15 protein-coding genes are annotated in these 20,395 nt (G+C 34.5%); 4 read left to right on the top strand and 11 right to left on the bottom strand.

Going from position 1 to position 20,395, the window contains the following annotated elements; genetic code table 11:
* Positions 1–54: 54 nt before the first annotated feature.
* The 5 genes from P0Y62_00500 to P0Y62_00480 form a co-directional block, all read right to left on the bottom strand.
* Positions 55–1,050, bottom strand: a complete 996-nt coding sequence (locus P0Y62_00500; protein ID WEK70032.1) for an alpha/beta hydrolase — start codon at positions 1,048–1,050, stop codon at positions 55–57.
* A 75-nt stretch (positions 1,051–1,125) separates the two neighbouring features.
* Positions 1,126–2,106, bottom strand: a complete 981-nt coding sequence (locus tag P0Y62_00495; GenBank protein WEK70031.1) for a DMT family transporter — start codon at positions 2,104–2,106, stop codon at positions 1,126–1,128.
* A 136-nt stretch (positions 2,107–2,242) separates the two neighbouring features.
* Positions 2,243–4,837, bottom strand: coding sequence for a T9SS-dependent M36 family metallopeptidase (locus P0Y62_00490; protein ID WEK70030.1), 2,595 nt, complete (start codon positions 4,835–4,837; stop codon positions 2,243–2,245).
* A 220-nt stretch (positions 4,838–5,057) separates the two neighbouring features.
* On the bottom strand, positions 5,058–6,848 hold the full coding sequence (rpsA, locus tag P0Y62_00485) for a 30S ribosomal protein S1 (protein ID WEK70029.1): 1,791 nt from the start codon (positions 6,846–6,848) through the stop codon (positions 5,058–5,060).
* 271 nt (positions 6,849–7,119) lie between these two features.
* Positions 7,120–10,302, bottom strand: a complete 3,183-nt coding sequence (locus P0Y62_00480; protein ID WEK70028.1) for a TonB-dependent receptor — start codon at positions 10,300–10,302, stop codon at positions 7,120–7,122.
* A gap of 289 nt (positions 10,303–10,591) precedes the next feature.
* On the opposite strand from P0Y62_00480, the gene P0Y62_00475 reads away from it, so the two are divergent.
* Positions 10,592–11,899 carry a DEAD/DEAH box helicase gene (locus P0Y62_00475; GenBank protein ID WEK70027.1) on the top strand — a complete coding sequence of 436 codons (1,308 nt, stop codon included), beginning with the start codon at positions 10,592–10,594 and terminating at the stop codon, positions 11,897–11,899.
* A gap of 71 nt (positions 11,900–11,970) precedes the next feature.
* Here the strand turns inward: P0Y62_00475 and P0Y62_00470 are convergent, their stop codons facing one another.
* On the bottom strand, positions 11,971–12,864 hold the full coding sequence (locus P0Y62_00470; GenBank protein WEK70026.1) for an SMP-30/gluconolactonase/LRE family protein: 894 nt from the start codon (positions 12,862–12,864) through the stop codon (positions 11,971–11,973).
* Between the two features lie 268 nt (positions 12,865–13,132).
* On the opposite strand from P0Y62_00470, the gene ccoG reads away from it, so the two are divergent.
* Positions 13,133–14,575 (top strand): cytochrome c oxidase accessory protein CcoG, encoded by a 1,443-nt coding sequence (gene ccoG / locus P0Y62_00465; GenBank protein ID WEK70025.1) that lies wholly within the window; start codon positions 13,133–13,135, stop codon positions 14,573–14,575.
* 26 nt (positions 14,576–14,601) lie between these two features.
* On the opposite strand, the gene P0Y62_00460 is transcribed toward ccoG, so the two are convergent.
* Entirely contained in the window at positions 14,602–15,483 is an 882-nt protein-coding gene (locus P0Y62_00460) for a helix-turn-helix transcriptional regulator (GenBank protein WEK70024.1), read from the bottom strand.
* Between the two features lie 159 nt (positions 15,484–15,642).
* On the opposite strand from P0Y62_00460, the gene P0Y62_00455 reads away from it, so the two are divergent.
* Both P0Y62_00455 and P0Y62_00450 read left to right on the top strand, forming a co-directional pair.
* On the top strand, positions 15,643–15,993 hold the full coding sequence (locus P0Y62_00455) for a MerR family transcriptional regulator (protein ID WEK70023.1): 351 nt from the start codon (positions 15,643–15,645) through the stop codon (positions 15,991–15,993).
* Positions 15,994–16,074: 81 nt separating this feature from the next.
* Positions 16,075–17,382, top strand: coding sequence for a helix-hairpin-helix domain-containing protein (locus P0Y62_00450; protein WEK70022.1), 1,308 nt, complete (start codon positions 16,075–16,077; stop codon positions 17,380–17,382).
* A gap of 138 nt (positions 17,383–17,520) precedes the next feature.
* Here the strand turns inward: P0Y62_00450 and rluF are convergent, their stop codons facing one another.
* From rluF to P0Y62_00430, 4 genes are read right to left on the bottom strand one after another with little or no spacing between them, the layout of a single operon-like run.
* Positions 17,521–18,243 (bottom strand): 23S rRNA pseudouridine(2604) synthase RluF, encoded by a 723-nt coding sequence (rluF, locus tag P0Y62_00445; protein WEK70021.1) that lies wholly within the window; start codon positions 18,241–18,243, stop codon positions 17,521–17,523.
* Positions 18,243–18,821: a hypothetical protein gene (locus P0Y62_00440; GenBank protein ID WEK70020.1), complete on the bottom strand. Its 579-nt coding sequence runs from the start codon at positions 18,819–18,821 to the stop codon at positions 18,243–18,245. The genes rluF and P0Y62_00440 overlap by 1 nt, the downstream gene beginning before the upstream one ends.
* Positions 18,821–19,519 (bottom strand): tRNA pseudouridine(55) synthase TruB, encoded by a 699-nt coding sequence (gene truB / locus P0Y62_00435; protein WEK70019.1) that lies wholly within the window; start codon positions 19,517–19,519, stop codon positions 18,821–18,823. Before truB ends, P0Y62_00440 begins: the two co-directional genes overlap by 1 nt.
* A complete protein-coding gene (locus P0Y62_00430) occupies positions 19,519–20,385 on the bottom strand; it encodes an undecaprenyl-diphosphate phosphatase (GenBank protein ID WEK70018.1) in 867 nt (288 codons plus the stop codon). The genes truB and P0Y62_00430 overlap by 1 nt, the downstream gene beginning before the upstream one ends.
* Between the last annotated feature and the right edge of the window lie 10 nt (positions 20,386–20,395).

The raw sequence follows: 20,395 nt of genomic DNA, 5'->3' as shown, positions 1-20,395 counted from the left end.
AAGTTATATTATTTAAATATTGCAAACTTTCAACACTCAGCTTCAAGCTTTCTACTATCTAATAAACTCGTACAACGCATTCCAGAATTTATCGTAGACCTCTATATGCGGGAGATGTCCCACATTTTCAATTTCAACTAATTTGGAACCTTCAATCTGCTGCTGGGTTTTCTTTCCCAATTCCTGATATTGTCCCATTTTTGACTGTAGCTCTTTCGGAGCCCTGTCTTTTCCTATGGCCGTTCTATCCCTTGTTCCAATAATTAATAAAGTCGGAGTTTTGATATTTTTAAATTCATAACAAACCGGCTGATTGTAGATCATATCCGAAGTTAAGGCAGCATCCCAAGCTACTTTTGGATAATCCGGATGCAAAGTCCAGCCCGCAATCAAATCCAACCATGGTTGATATTCTGCTTTCCATTTATTATCATAATAGAATTTTAGCTGATAATTTTTATAGGTTTCAGCCGTATTTTTAAGTTCCGATTGATATGCCTGATCTATCGTCTGATACGCTGCAAAAGTTTTATAATCTTCTAATCCAATTGGATTTTCCAGGATAAGTTTCTGGACTCTTTCAGGATATAACAAAGTAAATCTCGCTGCTACCATACCTCCCATTGAATGTCCTAAAACAATAGTCTTATCAATTTTCAGCTCATCTAAAATAACTTTTGTATTCTCTGCCAATTGTGAAAATGAAAACTGGTAGCTTTGCGGTTTTGAAGATTTTCCAAATCCTATCTGATCGGGAATGATTACTCTAAAACCTTTATCTGATAAATCTTTTGCTGTTCTTTCCCAATATGCCCCGTTAAAGTTTTTACCATGAAGAAGCATTATAGTTTTTCCGTTTGATGTCTTTGGCTTTACATCCATATATGCCATTTTCAAATCGTTATTCTGAGATTTAAAATTTAGAAAATGAACTTCATAAGGATATTCATAATTTGTAAGTTCAGCATCTAAAGATTTTACCTGAGAAAAAGCGAAATTTGAAGCCATCGATAACATTAAAACAGCAATAATATTCTTAAATTTCTTCATGTCAATCATATTAAACATTAAAATTAAAAAACCGCTTCTAAAGAAACGGCTTTTAGTGTGTTAATTATAATTTTTTTAAGATAATTCAGCGACTTTATACTCTTTTTTTGCAGGTAAATTCATAAGAACAATCGCAAACAGAATGAGTGCAATTCCAATCCACTGAATGAAAACTACTTCTTCTCCCAGTAAAACAAAAGCCATCGTTACAGAAACAGGAAGCTCTAATGATGAAACAATACTTCCCAATCCCAAACCTGCATTTGGAAATCCTATATTAAACAAAACAGGAGGAATAATAGTACCAAATAATGACAGAACCAAACCATATTTCCAAAGAATGGAATAATCAAAAGCCCGGATATGTTGTGTATTTTCTGTGAAGTTTAAATAAACCGACTTCAGTCCATTTATATGCAAAGGACCGATCTGAGCGAAAAATAAAAACGCAAAAATGACCACAGAACCACCACAAAGCATAATAAAACTCTTTCTAAAAACCGGAAGATGCGTTGCCAATGTATTGGATGTGAACATAGTCAGCGTGTATGAAGCGGCTGCCATCAATCCCCAGAAAACACCTTTCCAGTCAAGCTCAATTTTTGAATTGATTAGATTCGTAGCCAAAACAGTTCCCAGCAAAACAATAATTACAGATATTATTTTTCTAGCATTTGGTAATTTTTTTGTTATAAAACTTTCAACCACCACACTGAACCACACCGACTGCATCAATAGAACAATAGCTACCGAAACATTAATATACTGAACCGCGATATAATAAAATAAACTTGTACACCCCAATGAAGTTCCTGCCAACATTAGATTTCTTACTTCTTTAGAATTTGGGGTAGATAAGTTCTTTTTAGATGTTGCAGTTTGAATAAGATTTAAAATTAAAAGTCCAACTAGCCCTAATACAAATTGAGAGGTGGTAACTTCCGATGTTGTATATCCATCCTGATAAGCAAGTTTAACGAATGTGGCCAACATCCCATATATACTTGCTCCGATTCCAACAAATAAAACTCCCTTAAAAATATTTTTCTTCTTCATAATTCATTTTTTGAACAGCCTGCAAAGGTATGATATAATAATTAAAATTTTCGCTGATAAAACCATTATAGATAAATAAAATCGCCGCGAGCTTTGCTCGCGGCGATTTTATTATATTAAGTTATAGAATTAACTATTATTTTTTAACAATAACTTTTGAAGCTGTATCAATACCAATACCTTTAACTTTTACAATATATGTTCCAGTTGTTAATCTCTCAGTTGAAATTGACTTTTTATCTTCTGGAGAAACTTTATCTTCGGAAGAGACTAATTTACCTGACATATCATAAATCTCTACACTTACCTTCCCTAAAGTATTACTCGGGAAATTAATAAAGAATTCATTTTTAGCCGGATTCGGATATATTGAAATAGTATTAGCCTTAACAGATTTAACTTCATCCGTTGCCAATACGCATTCTGCCGGTACTGTGAAGTCTTCAATCTGGTCATTAATATTCGTTTTAGATCCTGCAGAAGCACTTACTCCTAAACCTCTTTTCGCAAAAGTTCTCCAGATCATACATTTATCAGCACCACCAGTTGTAGCCAAATCAGCAGCCAATACAGCATCTCGCCCATCAATAAATGTTGGATTACATACCTGAAGTTTTAATGCATCGGTAATTAATTGAAGTACTCTAGAACTACCATTTGTTGTATTTGTCATTACATCTGAAGAATACCCATATTTAGCTACATATTGCCAGTGTAGATCCCACAACATTGTTGCCCAAATAAACCCTATTGAGTGTACATCCGGAACCATAGTACCATTACTATTATACTCCAATCCGTTAGTATTGCCATAAGTTGCAGGATTAATCGCAAAATCGGGCGAATATTTAAACGGACGAATTCCATCACCATCATTAGATTGCCCCATAACATACGTTCCGATTCCTCTCGGAACTGCCGCTGTTGCATTTGGTCCATTAGTAAGCATTAAAGCAAAGAAATCAGACCAGCCTTCACCCATTTGTTCTTTATCTAAAGATGAATTTAGGCATCCAGAACCTGTTCCTGTTAATCTGTTTGAAATTCCATGACCATACTCATGAGAAATAATTCCATTATCAAAATCCCCATCCGGAGTCATTGATAATGCCGGATCATTTTTTAGTGTAACATTTACAGTAGTATTAGCAGAAAGTAGATTTGTAATGTAGGTACCCTCTTCATTTGTGATAAGTACGCCTGGTATTGCTACAGTTGCATCTGTAATACTCATATTATTAATAGCCGTATTCGGGGCCTGATTATAAATAATCGCTGCAATTGCACCTGCATTTTGTAAATTCTTAATTTTTACATCAAAATTACAGTTTCCTCTTTTCACCAAACCTATTTTACCTGTTAAGGAACCTCCCGGCAAAGCAGTACATCCTTCATCCACCGGAGATGCTTTCACATCGCCCATCACTCCAGTTGCTGTTAATTGTGGAGCAGGTGCTGCAGCAACTCCAACCGCTGGATATCTTGCTTGTGCACTCGTTGGTGCATTATAAAAAAATAAATGGTTTACAGCAGACCAAAGATACATCTGCATTCTTGGTTTACTTCCATCAGCAGGAGATGCAAAATTTGCATTATTAGTACCTCCTCCATCTTGTGCTTCAGCATTTACATAATCATTTCCAACTCCACCAAGGCCAAAGTTAGTATTCTGGAAATTTCTTGCTGTCGGTGTAAAGCCAAATGCATAAAAGATATCATGCATTTTATTATTCATATAAAACAAATTAGTGATGGCTGCACTTTGATTAGTAACAGAATCACCATAAATATTAAAAGGGAAATTAAAATTTCTTGAAGCTCCTCCATCAGGTGAAACTCCAGGTGTATTTGAAGCTAAAGTATCCTCATAAGCATATACATTATTCCCCCTTGTAATTGTGTAATGGGTAGTTCCATCATAATGCCAACCTTCGGGAGAAGCAGTCAAATTCCAAGGATTACTAACAATAGCTCTCGAACCAAATGTAGGAGCTTCCAGTTGTAATGGAAAAATATTATATGAAGCATTATCAGGTACTAAAAGCGAAAATTTTTGCTGGCTTCCGTTTAAAGGTCCCACAGATTCACTTTGATAATCAGTAAAATCATGTGAAAAGGCATCATTACGGAAATTACATGACAGATTTAAATCTAGTTTACTAATAATATTTCCATTAGTTGCATCTACAAGAATATCCCAATAATTTGATGCATCTGGCTCCGGAAGGGAAAACTGATAGGCCAATTTCAAAACATCACCATCTTTTACATAAACTAAACGTTGTTTAGCAGCATTCCCTGTTTCTGGTTCTGCATCAAGAAAACCTAAAATAGGATAGTTTACGATCTTTTGTTTTTGAAGATTTTCCGAAATTTTCTGAAGAGCGGCAGTTTTACTAATACTAACACTATTTGCAGCGGAAGAACTGTAATCTTTTAAAAAGGTATCAGTGTAATAAATAATCCTATTATCTCTTATAAGAACTGTACCTTCTGCATTATATACAGGAAGACCATTATAAGTTTGCTGAAATTTTACAACACTTCCATTTAAGGATTTTGAGGTGTCTACATTATCAACAATAAAATTAGCAAGATCTGATTTTTTATATTCTCTTAATTTATTTTGAGAAATATAATCTTTAATCAGCTTTTCGTTGTCTTGCGAAAATAAGGAGGAAGGTATTGCTGATAATACAGCAATCAAAACAGGTAGAATTATTTTTTTCATTTCAACTAATAAAGGCGCTAATTTACAAATAATTAATAATCCATTATCATTTTATTTAAAATAATCACATTAATATATAATTATTTTTTTCATTTCACCAATACTCCCTAAAAAGTGAATTTATAATAAACCAACAAACTCCATAAATCCTTAATTTTCTAGGAATAAAAACAAAAAAGCCACTCAAATGAGTGGCTTAATATTTTAAACGTGATGAAGATTATTTACCTTCTTCCATTTTTCTTTTCAATTCTGCTAAAGCATCGATATCTCCAAGAGTTGATCTTTCTTCGTTATTTGAAGAAGAAGTTACATTTCTAGAAGCAGATTCTTTTACATTTTTCTTCTCTTCATCTCTGAAGATACCTGTATGAGAAACTACTACTCTCTTGAATTCTTTATTGAATTCGATTACTTTGAATTGAGCCTCTTCACCTTTTTTGATTTTAGATCCATCTTCTTTCTCTAATAATCTTGATGGGCAGAATGCCTCAACTTCAGCATCTTCGAATTGTACAGAAGCTCCTTTATCGTGAACTTCTACAGCTTTACCAGCGTGGATAGTTCCTTCAGCATATTTAGTTTCGAAAGCATCCCATGGGTTTTCAGTCAATTGTTTGTGACCTAGAGATAATCTTCTAGCTTGGATATCTAATTCAAGAACTACAACATCTAATTTATCACCTACTGCACAGAACTCAGATGGGTGCTTGATTTTCTTAGTCCAAGAAAGATCAGAGATGTAGATTAATCCGTCGATACCTTCTTCTAACTCTACGAATACACCAAAGTTAGTGAAGTTTCTTACAGTTCCTACATGCTTAGATCCTACCGGATACTTAGCTTCGATGTTTTCCCATGGATCTTTAGATAATTGTTTGATACCAAGAGAAATTTTTCTTTCTTCTCTGTCTAAAGTAAGTACTTCAGCTTCTACTTCATCACCTACTTTTACAAAGTCACCTGCAGATCTCAAGTGAGTTGACCAAGACATTTCAGAAACGTGGATTAATCCTTCTACACCTGGAGCGATTTCTACGAATGCACCATAGTCAGCAAGAACTACTACTTTTCCTTTTACTTTGTCACCTACTTTCAAGTCAGCAGAAAGAGCATCCCAAGGGTGAGCTTCTAATTGCTTCATACCCAATTGGATTCTTGTTTTCTCATCATCAAAGTCAAGGATAACAACTTTTACAGTCTGTCCATCCTCAAGGATTTCAGATGGGTGGTTCACTCTAGACCAAGAAAGGTCTGTAATGTGGATCAATCCATCAACACCTCCTAAGTCAATGAATACACCGTAAGAAGTAATATTCTTAACAGTACCTTCAAGAACTTGTCCTTTTTCTAACTGAGCGATGATTTCTTTTTTCTGACCTTCGATATCTGCTTCGATCAATGCTTTGTGAGATACTACTACGTTTTTGAACTCAGGGTTGATTTTCACAACTTTGAACTCCATAGTTTTACCTACGAACTGATCGTAATCTTTAATTGGCTTAACGTCAATTTGAGAACCAGGTAAGAATGCTTCGATTCCGTGTACGTCAACGATCATACCTCCTTTAGTTCTAGATTTCACAAAACCGTTTACGATTTCTCCAGTTTCGTGAAGCTCATTTACTTTATCCCAAGCTTTCAATGTTCTAGCTTTTCTGTGAGATAATTGTAACTGACCTGTTTTGTCTTCTCTTCTGTCAACCATTACTTCAACCTCATCACCTACTTTTAGGCCTTGGTTGTAACGGAATTCGTTAAGAGAAATAACACCTTCAGATTTGAAGTTGATGTCTACGATCGCTTCTTTATCAGTTAATCTTACAACTTTTCCAACTAAAACGTCGTTATCGTCTAGGTTGTTCAAAGATCCGTTGTAAATTTCTTCTAAATCGCTTTTTTCTTTTCTCGCATCTGCATCAAGACCTGATTCGAAAGAATCCCAATCAAATTGTTCTGGTGCTACGTTTTGGTTTAATAAAACCTCTGCTGAATTTGTCTCTTTTGACATTTTCTAATAAAATTTGTATTCCTTCTTTTTTAACGGTTTGATAAATGCGGATTAAAAAATACGGAAGTAATTAATTTTTAGTAATTTACTCTTCAAACCTTCTCGCCACAAAAGTGGGTGCAAATATACAAAATTTATTTGAGATAAGCAATATTCACCATCATCTTCAACTTTATTGTAATCAATTTAAAATCAATCATATAAAAAACGAGCCTGGAAAGAAATCCGGACTCGTCTTGAAAGAATATATAAAGTAAAAAGTGAAAGAAAATTAAAAATTATATCGAATACCTAGCTGCGCCTGAAATCTCGATGCAAACTGATCAATTGTATATGGCAGACCAGGAGTGGTAAAATTATAAGTAGGATCTCCTGCTCCAGGTTGTCCTGAGGCTACATTTCCTACTTTAGTCAATCCTACACTTGCCGTTGAGTTAAATGTATTAGGAACAAAATACACTTTACCCCAGTTTTTGTTCAACAGATTAGTAAGATTAATGATACTTAATGAAATCTGGATTGTATTTTTAGATTTTTCGCTTAGTCTGATTTCATCCATAATTCTGAAATCCGCCTGAATATTCCATGGAGTAAAATCCCCGTTTCGTTCTGTAAATGTTCCTCTTCTGCTGCTCAGGTATTTGTTACCGTTGATAAAGTTTTCATAATCTGAAATCTGCTGCTGCGCTGTTACAATAACATTCCCTGCTCCATCTTTTATTGGAACTATATATTTTACTGCCTCGGCTGCATCTTTAAAGATATAGGCAAGACCAGCCGCCTGTCCCGTATTAGCAATCGTGCTGTTTACAAATCCCCAAGAAAACGGATTTCCGGACTGTGCATTGAAATAAACATTCGCAGATAATCTGTTGGACTCAGAAAGATTTAATCCATATCCTAAATTCGCTACTACCCTGTTTTTGATGGCAAAGTTTGAAGTTGTCAGTTTCGGATCATTTGGAGTCAAAGACTGGTTCATCTGCCAGTTACTTTCCATTGAATTTCGGATTCCGTTTGTAATATCTTTGGCATCGCCATAAGTATATGCTACAAAGAAATTAAACCCAAAGTTATAAGACTTGGAAAGCTGAGCTGTTAGATTATATCTGTAGCCTTCTTTTGTGTTGGAAAGCATATAAGCATTGGAAAAGCCACTATTGATATTGGTTGTATATATCGGCATCTGATGATTTACATCGTAGCTGTAATAGTTTACATTATCTGTTTTGTTAACCTGCTGGAATTTAAGATCATATAATACTTTCGTATAAATACCTTCTAAAGTAAATTTATATCCGGAAAGTGTATAATCCAGACCCAATGAGCTTCTCCATACTCTCGGCATTTTAAAATTGTTGTCAATAAGATCGACCTGAACTTTAGAAGAATTCTGCCATTTCGGGAAATTTCCACTTACCAAAGGATCTCCGTTAGCTGCAAGCTGTGCTGCTGAAGGTGGATTATAATCATAACTTCCGAAACCTACTCCGTCATTATAATAAGCATACCCTAACCATGCAAAAGGGATTCTTCCCACAAAAATTCCGGATCCTCCTCTTAATACTACAGATCTGTCTTCTGTAAGATCTAAATTGAATCCTAATCTTGGAGATATAGTAGGTTTGTTAAGATAATCATTGGTAAGCTGGCTTAAAGGAGTGTAAGTATAAGTATTACCATAATAAGCATCTTGAGGAGAATTCTTTACTGCCGGACTTAAAAGCGGTTTGTTGGGCAAATCGGTATAGTCAACTCTTACTCCAGGAGTTAATCTCAACCTTCCCAAGTTGATCTCATCCTGAAAATACATCGAAAGTAAATTTACTTTATAGTGCGCATAAGGACTATCAAATAAATCATTTCTTCCTTGTCCGCTCAGAGAATAAGTTCCTCTTATCCTTGCCGGATTTGAATTGAAGAAATCATTTAAGCTTTTATAAGAAATTCTACCGTTAAGAGCGTTTACAAAACCATAATCGATATTGTACAGCTCATTATGAGTCCCTAGTAAAAATGTGTGATGTCCTGTTTTATATGTTAAATTATCAGTAATCTCAAAAGTCTTCTGCTTCATATTGAAAACGGTAGCTTCCCTGTCGTTTCCTAAAAGAATCGTTCCTCCGTTATAAGCGATCTCAACCTGCGGGAACATGGCATTTGAAGATGTCGGATCCCTGTAATCATGAATCGATGAATATCCTAAAACTAAATTATTATTCCATTTATCATTAAAACGGCTCTTTAATTCCAATGTAGTGGTAGAAGCAGTATTCTTCTGTACGAAATCCATGCTCGAAAAACGGAAATTGGCTCCATCTCTTTCAAGATTGGATGCTTGAGAAAATACCGTGTTATTTTTAATGGATAAAGTGTGTTTATCATTAATTTTCCAGTCTAGCTTATTGAAAAGCTTAGAACTTTCAGAGAAGTTATTGTAATCGTTGAAGCTGCCTACATTGAAATTGTATTTATTTTTCACAAAATCAGTGATCTGCTGTGCGACTGCATCATTAATTAATGCATTAGACTGATTCGCATTATAGAAAACAGGATCGGTTCTTTTAGTGTATTCTATATTAGAAAATAAGAATACTTTATCTCTTACAACAGGCAGCCCTACTCTTCCCCCGTAAATAAAATCTTCAAAAGAACTTGGCATTTTAGAATTGTCTCCTACCCTGTTATTCCCCGTAATAGATGCATTACGTCCGTACATATACAAAGACCCTTCCACATTATTACTTCCGCTTCTTGTTACTGCATTAATACTTCCTCCAAGGAAATTCCCAAGCTTTACATCATAAGGAGCAATATATACCTGAACATCCTGAATTGCATCCAAGCTAATGGAATTAGAACGTGTACTGCTTCCCGGCATTCCCGAAGTTCCTGTCTGGCCTCCCAAAGAAGGACTGAAACCAATCGCATCATTGTTGATAGAACCGTCAATAGTTACGTTGTTATAACGGAAATTGGTCCCGTTGAAAGAATTATTAGCACTTTGAGGAATAAGCTTTGTAACATCCTGAATTCCTCTGTTGATATTAGGAAGTCCTGAAATCTGTGCCTGAGTAATCCCTACTCCAAATTTTGTGTTTGATTTCTTTGAAGTCAGTTTTACTTCATCAATCACTTTTTCCTTATCTTTTACTTCAACTACCGGCAGATCATTATTCCCCAGAGAAAGCTGAACATTATTATTCGAATAAATAACATGCGAACCATCAGAAATTTCAATGGTATATGGACCTCCCGGCTGCAAATTTTCGAGACTGAACTGTCCTTTATTGTTACTTTTTGTTTCAAATGTACTGTTGGTAGGCACATGTATTACCTTTACAGTCATTTCAGAAGTTGTTCCTTTTAGCCTGCCGAATATCTTGGAGCTTGTTTCCTGTGAGAAAGCCAAACTAAAAGATAAAAATGCAATAGCACAGATTATTCTTTTCATTTTTTTATACTTCAAATTTTCAGGACAAAATTATCCTCAATAACTTTTCAGGACATTAACATACAGATAACATTACATAACAAAATATTTAACATTTTCTTAAAAAAAAATTAAAGACAATCTGCAAAAAGAAAAGCAAATAGCATTAAAAGCCCTTCTAATACTGCATTTCTGCGAAATCAAAAGAAAATAAATCCATTAATAGAATATTAACCCAACATTACGGAATCATCTACTTCTTCCATATAAGATAATTCTTACTAATCTTTAAATCCTTTACCTTTGCAAAATGGAATTAGAATCTATTTACAAAAAACTGCAGATTCAGGAAATGAATCAAATGCAGAAATCTACTTATAAAGCCACAGAAAATCAACAGGACGTTGTCCTGCTCTCTCCAACAGGTTCAGGAAAAACACTGGCATTTTTATTTCCCGTTCTTCGAAATTTGAAGAAAAATACTTCCGGAATTCAGACGTTAATTCTGGTTCCTGCAAGAGAACTGGCATTGCAAATTGAGCAGGTTTTCAAAGCTATGGGAACAGACTTTAAAGTTTCAGTTTGCTATGGAGGTCACGATAAAAAAATTGAAGTCAATAACCTTATTGAAGCTCCGGCTGTTCTGATCGGAACCCCGGGAAGAGTTGTCTATCATTTAAGAAACAACAATTTTGATCCCAAAACGATTCAGACCTTAGTTCTCGATGAATTTGACAAAGCGCTGGAACTGGGTTTCCATGATGATATGGAATTTATTTCCAATTCCCTAAAAGGACTTTCTCAACGAATTTTAACATCGGCAACTGCAATGGATGAAATTCCAAAGTTTACAGGATTGAAAAATGAGAAAACCATTGATTTTTTAAAATTAAGTGAAGTAAAACCTGATATTCAGTTAAAAAAAGTGATGACCATTCCAGAAGAAAAACTGAACACACTTTTTAATTTAATCTGTAAAATCGGAAACAAGAGAACGTTGATTTTCTGCAATCACCGTGAAGCCGTTGACCGTATTTCTGAGCTTCTACGTGAAAAAGGAATCGACAGAGAAACCTTTCATGGCGGCATGGAACAGGATGAAAGAGAACGTGCTTTATTGAAGTTCAGAAATGATTCCGCAAGAATTTTAATTACAACCGATCTGGCTGCAAGAGGTCTTGATATTCCCGAAGTTGAATCTATTGTACATTATCAGCTGCCTCCAAAAGAAGACGCTTTCATCCACAGAAACGGTCGTACCGCAAGAATGAATGCTAAAGGTTTTGCTTATCTTATTATGACGGAAGACGAAAATTTTCCTTTCATTAAAAATAATACCCCCGAAGAAAGCGTTGCCGGATTTAATAAAGTTCCAGGAAAAACACCTTTCCAGACTATTTACATCAGTGCAGGTAAAAAAGATAAAGTCAACAAAGTTGATATTGTCGGTTATTTACTTAAAAAAGGAGACCTGCAAAAGGAAGAACTTGGTTTGATAGAAGTAAAAGACACAACATCTTATGTTGCCGTTGCAAGAAATAGAGTGACTGATGTTTTAAAAAGATTAAGCCACGAAAAGTTGAAAGGTAAAAAAGTAAAAATGGAAGTTGCTTATTAAACCTAAAATTTAAATTGAGGTTAAGGCTGAAATTAATGGTATACTTATAATCTCAGCCTTAACCTCAATATTTATTGTACTCCTTTTACTTTTGTTGGCAATACATATACCGATTCCGAAGCGGTAATAAATAAAACATTTCCATTTTCACCTCCGAAAGTTACATTAGAAGTCCATTTTTCAGGAATCGGGATCTGATAGATTTTCTTTCCTTCCCTACTGAAAACTGATACTCCGTTTCCTGTCAGATAAAGATTGCCAAATTTATCCAACGTCATTCCGTCTGAGCCCATTTCGCAAAAAAGTTTCTTTTCAGAAAGCTTTCCTTCGCCAAGAATATCATATACATAGGTTTTTCCTGCATCAATATCTGAAACGTATAATTTTTTAAATTTCTCGCTTCCTATAATTCCATTGGGCTGAGTGAACGTTTCCAGTTTTGAGATCTTTCCTTCTCTATTTCTGTAGTACAGGTTTTTCTGAGGAATTTCCTGTTTAAAATTCACCCAATAATCTCTTTCATACAAAGGATCGGTAAAATATATTCCTCCAAAAGCATCTATCCACAGATCATTAGGTCCGTTTAATCTTTTTCCTTCAAAACCTTTGGATAAAACTTCTACTTTTTTATTCTTTGAAATTTTCCAGATTTCTCCCTGATCATCCGAACACGTAATCAGATTATCATCTTTATCGAAATAGGTTCCGTTTGCTCTGCCCGTTTTATCTAAAAACTCAACAATTGTATTGGTTTTCCAATCCCAATAATAAATTTTATCATTGGGCTGATCGGTAAAATATACATTCCCATTTTTATCCGAAGCCGGACCTTCCGTAAAACTGAACTGGTCAGAAACTTTTTCGGGCTTTACACCATCATAAAACATTTTGCTACTATTTACTGATTGACAACTTAGTAATACTAAAACCAAACCAACCCAGCCGGTTTTCAATATTTTTTTCATTCTGCACACATTTTTTAATAGGCACAATTTACAACATGTAAAATCGGATTCAAAGATTATTTTTTCATTTTGAAGCATTAAATATATTATCCAATAAAATGTCCTAATAATACTATTTAAGAAGAAGATAATATTAGTAGAAAAACTATTTAATTGAGAGATTTGCAGGAGCAGAGACAATAAAATAACTCCATTTAAAAATTATGAAATGAGTATTTACTAAAACAAAAAAGCTTTCTGTACATCATTTAATACAATTTCCACTACAATGAATATACAATCCGACAACTTGCAGCCGACGGAAACAATTTATGAAGACTTCAGAAATTCGGTAGGAACTATGGAGCAATCCGGAAAAAGAAAATGGGTCTTTCCAAGAAAGCCAAAAGGAAAATATACAAATTATAGAAACTATTTAAGTTACCTCTTACTCGCTCTATTTTTCGGATTGCCGTTTATTAAAATCAATAACAATCCTTTTTTCTTGTTCAATGTCATAGACAGAAAGTTTTTCATTTTTGGACAGCCTTTTTATCTTCAGGATTTTTTCATTCTGGCTTTAGGCGCTGTAACTTCTGTAATTTTCGTGATGCTGTTCACTGTCGTTTTTGGTAGAATTTTCTGCGGTTGGTTCTGTCCGCAGACCATCTTTATGGAAAGCGTTTTCAGAAAAATAGAATATTGGATCGAAGGAGACAGAAATAAACAGATGAAACTCGACCGGCAAGAATGGGATGCTGAAAAAATCAGAAAAAGAATTACAAAATGGTCTGTTTTTGCATTAACATCGGTCATCATCACCAATTTCATGTTTATGTACATTGTAGGATATGAAGAAGTTTTTAAAATAATCACAGAGGGACCTATAGATCATTCTTTGAAGTTCTTGGGAATGATGGGTTTTGCCACAGCTTTTTATTTTACTTTTGCCTGGCTGCGTGAGCAGGTATGTACACTCGTTTGTCCTTATGGAAGGCTTCAGGGAGTTTTAATTGATAAACAAACCATTAATGTTTATTATGATTTTAAAAGAGGAGAAAATCGTTCAAAATGGAGAAATAATGAAGACCGAAAAGCTGTAGGAAAAGGCGACTGCATCGATTGTCACCAATGTGTGGTGGTTTGTCCTACCGGAATTGATATCAGAAACGGACAGCAACTGGAATGCGTAAACTGTACCGCATGTATCGATGCCTGTGATGAGGTTATGGAAAAGGTAGGACTTCCAAAAGGTTTGATCCGTTATGCCACAGAAGCCGAAATTGAGAATCAGGAAAAATTCAGATTTACATCCAGGATGAAAGCTACCGCAGCATTTCTCTGCTTGCTGATTGGGTTTTTAGGTTTTCTAATGTACGACAGAGGCACAATGGAAGCAAAATTTATTAAACCTGCAGGATCTACCTTTTTCATCAGGAATGGAAAAATCACCAATTCTTTTATTTACACTTTATTAAATAAGACAAATGAGAAAAAGACATTGACTCTTAAAGTAATCTCTCCTAAAAATGGAGAAATAGATTTTTTCGGTTCAAGTACGATTATTTTAAAAGGAGATCAGATTTTAAAAGGAAATATCAATATCACCTTTCCTGAAAAAGACATCAAATTTTCAAAACAAAATATGACCATCGGAGTTTTTGATGAAAAGGGCGAAATGGTAGATTCTTTTGACACCATATTTGAAGGGCCTTTCAAACTTTTACTGTAGAGCAGGAAAACTTTAACCCAAGACTATTAAACCTTGTATTTTTTAATAAATTGTGTGGGAGTCATTCCGGAGGTCTTTCGGAATACTCTCACAAAATAGGAATACTCTTCATAACCTAGCCGGAAAGCAATTTCTACCAAACCTTCATCCAGGTACATCAGCATTCTTTTGGCTTCCAAAATTGTTCTCTCGGTAATTACATCTGTTGCCGTTTTCTGCACCACCGTCTGAACAATACGATTAAGATGTTTGGAAGAAATATTCATTAATGAAGCATAAAAAGCAATCGATTTTTCTTTAGTAAAATATTGCTCCACCCAATTTTCAAAATCCTGATAATGTTTAACATAGGAAATACTTACCGAAGAAGAAAGATCATTAAAATCTCTGGAAAACTGCCTTATTGATTTTATAAAAATCTGCGACATTAGGGACAGTATGTATCCGTTTTTCATCGCATCCTGACTGTGATATTCTCTTTCCAACTCTAGAAACAAATTGAAATTTTCTTTTAGTTCAGCTTCATCAAGCTGTAATTTCCTGGGAAAATTAACCGATCCGAAAAACGGGAAACTCCTCAGTTTCTGATTTACGTAATGCATCTCATAAAAATCCTGTAAACAGAAGAAAAGATAACCTTCAATATCTTCTGAAAGCTCCCAGCTGTGGATTTGTCCGGGAGACATAAAAAACAGGCTTCCTGCAGAAACCTCATATCTCTGAAAATCAATCTCATGAATTCCGGTTCCTTTTGTAAATAAAATAGTCGCATAAAAATCATGACGGTGTGCTTTTTCAAGATGGCGATGCCCAACAATGAGATGATTTTGCAATGTGCTGAAATAAAAATCAGAGGCACTTTTCCCCGATTGAAAGAGATCGATATGGAGGACTGAAATAGAATCCAAATGTAATTTTTATTTTAAATCAAAAATAACGAAAACAAAAGGAATTCCATGGGAATCCAGTGTTATTTTTACATTATGACTTCAGGAAAACATAAACATACCCTATATATTTGTAGTGTTTTTTAAAAATTTTTATCTTTGAAGATTAGGATTCAAAAAATGAAGATAAATTTACCCGATAAGCTGTATTATTCAATAGGAGAAGTTGCAAAAGCGTTTGATGTAAACACTTCATTAATACGATATTGGGAACAGGAATTTCCTATTATAAAACCTAAAAAGAACAAAAAAGGGAACCGATACTTCACTCCGGAAGACATCAGCAACTTACAGATGATTTATCATTTGGTGAAAGAAAAAGGCTATACATTAGACGGAGCCCGTGTTGCATTAACAACCAACAGCAAAATTTCTGAAACTGTTACTTTAATTGACCGTCTGGAATTCGTAAAAGCAGAACTTTTAAAACTTAAAGATTCATTAGCAGAAAGAGATTCTGAAGGCGTTTGATTTTCGGAAATCATTCACACTAAAATTCAAATTATTTCACACATCGTTAGATTTAATATGTCATAGTATTAAATTTACGTTATGATGAAAAAGAATTATTATGCAAAAATTGCAGGGCTAGGTATATTCCTGCTCTTTCTCGTAGCCTTTCAGAATTATTCTAAAGCCGGAAATGAAAATTTCCCTGAAGTTAAATTCATTTCTGAAACTCATCCTGTATTAAATTTAACAGATTTTAATCCTAATACTCTGGATGAAAAACAATGGCAGCATTTAGGTTTTTCCAAAAAACAAATCGCCACAATTCTGAATTATAAAAAGATCGTAGGTGGAAGATTCATTTCCAAGGAGCAGTTCAGAAAATGTTTTGCTGTCTCCACGGAAAAATATTCGGAACTGGAATCCTATATTCTATTACCTGAAAATAATAAAGAGGCAAAAACCGGGAATTTCAAAAGCTCCGAAAAAAAATCTGTAACGATTTACGGAAAGTTTAATCCCGATCATTATTCTGCTGATGACTGGGTAAAAATGGGATTCAGCGAAAGGCAGGCCGATGCTATTTTGAAGTATAAAAATTATCTTGGAGGTAGCTTTGTAAGCAAGGAAAAGTTTAAAGAATGTTTTATCATCAGTGAAGAAAACTTTCAGAAAATGAGTCCTTACTTAATTCTTCCGGAAAAGACTCCGACAAATTTCACTCATTATTCCAAAAGCTTTAAACCTGAAACAGCAAAAATCCGGTATCAATCTTTTGATCCGAATATATTGACTCTTGAAGGCTGGAAATCTTTTGGTTTTTCTGATAATCAGGCACAAACTATTGTTAATTATCGTGACCGGAACCTCAAAGGAAGCTTTAAAAGTTTAGAAGATATTCAGAAGTGTTTTGTGATTTCTAATGAAAAGTTTGAGGAAATGAAGCCATTTATCAAATTAAATTCAGCAACAATTATAAGTCAAAATGAAAACCCAAAACCCAAGATAAAGCAGCAGGAAAAAACTGATTTTTCTAAAGTAGATTTAAATACGATCACTTTTAAGCAGCTCATTGAATTTGGTTTTGATGAGAAAGCAGCCGGTTCTATGATAGGTTTTAGAAAAAAACTGGGAGGATTTGTCAATAAAGAGCAAATTCTGTCCACTTATAATATTAATGTCGAATTAATGCAGAAACTGCTTTCTATAGCCCAGCTCAATACTACAACCGTGCAGAAATATACACTGGTTGAAGCTCCGGAAGAATGGCTGAAAGAACATCCCTATTTTAAATATTCTGCGGACAAGATCATTTATTACAGAATCAGTAATCCTGATGACAGAAAAATCTGGAAATATTTAAAACTAAAACCTGAATATGAGACAAGAATGAGATTGTATTTGAAGTGATGAAATTATGCTAAGATGCTTCGACAGGCTCAGCATGACATCGCTAAAAAACGACTTCTAATAAAAAAAATTAGTATTAGAGAAATGTCATGCTGAGCCTGTCGAAGCATCTCAATAGACTTTTAAATTAAAAACAAATTAGTCAAAAGTTTTGCTTGAACCTTCCATTAATTTATTCAAAGTTGCCAATTCTTCGTCCGTTAAATCTCTCCATTTACCGATCGGGAGATCTAATTTGATGTTCATGATGCGAATTCGTTTCAGTTTTTTTACTTCATAGCCTAAAAATTCGCACATTCTGCGGATTTGACGGTTCAGACCTTGTGTAAGGACAATTCTGAAATTCATATCGTCTATTTTCTCAACTTCACATTTCTTGGTTACGGTATCTAAAATAGGAACTCCATTTCGCATTTTTTCCAGGAATCTTGGAGTGATCGGCTTGTCTACTCTTACCAGATATTCTTTTTCGTGGTTATTTCTTGCTCTGAGAATTTTATTGACAATATCACCGTCACTCGTCAACAGAATAAGACCTTCACTGGGTTTATCCAACCTTCCGATTGGGAAAATTCTCTTCGGATAATTAATATAATCAACAATATTGTTTTTTTCGCGTTTCGTATCTGTGGTACAGACAATTCCGACAGGTTTGTTAAAAGCGATATAAACCGGTTTATCCTCTTGCTCACGGATAGGTTTTCCATCCACTTCTACCAGATCTTCATCGGAAACTTTTGTTCCCAATTCAGGAATTTTGCCATTGATCTTAATTCGTCCTTCTTCCAAAAGTTTGTCTGCTGCTCTTCTGGAGCAGTATCCCACTTCTGACAAATATTTATTGATACGCGTTTTTTCCATTAATCTTCTCCGTAACCTGTATAATTTTTGTTGCTGAAAATGGTAATTCCGTAGCTCAATCCGATAATGAACGGATTTTTATGTGAATTCCCAAGTTTATATCCCTCCAGAATAATTCCGCCTTCCTGACTGAGTCTTTTTGAATAGGAAACTTGCATTCCTAATCTCACACCCCAAAATTCAGAATCTGAAACTATTGAATTATTGATCTGTTTTCCATAATTAAGATCTATGTAGAACGGTTGATCACCTGGAGTAAAGATAATCTTCGGCTGAACCATGACATACATCAAATGATAGTTGTCTTGTATAAAGCTATACTTAAGCCCCATTCCCAATGCAAAGTTAGGAAGAAAATTATAACCACCAACTGCCGTAATTCCGTAGCTGATTTTATTAGGTGCTTTTGGAACTATATATTGAGTGTTATTAGGAACTTCTTTTTCTTTAAATATATTATAACCTAAATTAACAGAAGGATTAAAATAAAATCCCATAGTCTGTTTTTTAGTCTCTGTATTTTGCGAAAAGGATAATAAAGAACCACATAAAGTGGCTAATAAAAGTAATTTTTTCATCATGAATGATTAAATCTAAAGGTATTTTCTAAAAAATCGGATGTAGCATCTTCAATTTTATAGTCTCCGATTTTTGTTCTTCTCAGTTGTGTTAAATAAGCCCCCACTCTCAATTCCTGACCAATATCGTGAGCCAAACTTCTGATATAGGTTCCCTTTGAGCAGCCTACCGTAAAGCTTACAAGAGGCAAATCAATTTTAATATCCTCAATATAAAAGATCGTTGTTTTTCTTGATTTCATTTCAACCTCCTCTCCTGCTCTTGCCAAATTATAGGCTCTTTGCCCATCAATTTTTATGGCTGAAAATACAGGGGGTTTTTGTTCGATTTCCCCGACAAATTTTTCCAAAGCAGCTGTAATATGCTCTTCTGTAATATGCGAAAAATCCTGATGAAGGATCTCAGGTTTCTCGGTATCATAAGATTCTGTCTGCACTCCGATTTTTATCTCGGTCCAGTATTCTTTCGGGGCATCCTGAATTTCAGGAATTTTTTTGGTGAATTTGCCACAGCAGACAATTAAAAGTCCCGTTGCTCTGGGATCTAATGTTCCGGCATGGCCGATTTTGAATTTTTTAGGAAGATTAAACTCTCTTTTGAGTTTGTATTTCATTTTATTGACTGCCTGAAAAGAGGTCCAATCCAGAGGTTTGTCCAATAAAAATATATGTCCTGATTGTAAGTCTTCTGCGGTCATTATTTTCCTTTTATCAATAAGAACAAAATAAAGCAGCCTACGATAATTCTATAAATCCCGAAATATTTAAAACCATGCTTATTAAGAAAATCAATAAAAAATTTAACTGCAAACATTGCTACAATAAACGCAACAATACAGCCTACGGCAAGATATAATCCATTATTTCCCGCTAAAAAAGTATTGATATTATCTCCGGAAAACACATCTGACAAATGAACTTTTGTATTTTCATCTGTTATATTATGCAATGACATAAAGTTGTCTTTACAGGCATCATAAAAACTTTTTGCACTTGCCGCTATCATTGTAGGGACAGCTAAAAAGAAAGAAAATTCGGCAGCTTCTTTTCTTGAAAGCTTTTGTGTCAATCCACCAATAATTGTTGCCGCACTTCTTGACAATCCCGGAAAAATAATACTCAGTACCTGAAAACACCCAATTTTAAAGGCCTTTCCGTAAGAAATCTGGGTATCATCATCAATCGGATTATTCTTAAAAATCTTATCTATAAAAACCAGGACAAAACCTCCCAAGATCATCACTGTTGCTATAACCCACATATTTTCTAATGCAGCATCAATATGTTTTTTCAACAAAGCACCGAAAACCAAGGCTGGAATTACGGCTACCAAAAGCATCAGATAAAAATGTATGTTTTTAAAATTGAAGAATTTTTTCCAATAGAGTACAACAACCGCTAAGATAGCTGCTAACTGAATCACAACTTCAAACATATTGCGAAAAGAATCTTCCTTTGCATTGGTAAGAAAATCCACAATCTTCATATGAGCAGTTGAAGATATTGGTAAGAACTCTGTTAATCCTTCTACGATCGCAAGGATAATAGTATGTATAAGATCCATAATTTATTAT

This window comes from Candidatus Chryseobacterium colombiense (genome assembly GCA_029203185.1).
GTDB lineage: Bacteria > Bacteroidota > Bacteroidia > Flavobacteriales > Weeksellaceae > Chryseobacterium > Chryseobacterium colombiense.
Note: the sequence above shows the minus strand (reverse complement) of the source record. Positions and strands in the feature narration are given on the sequence as shown.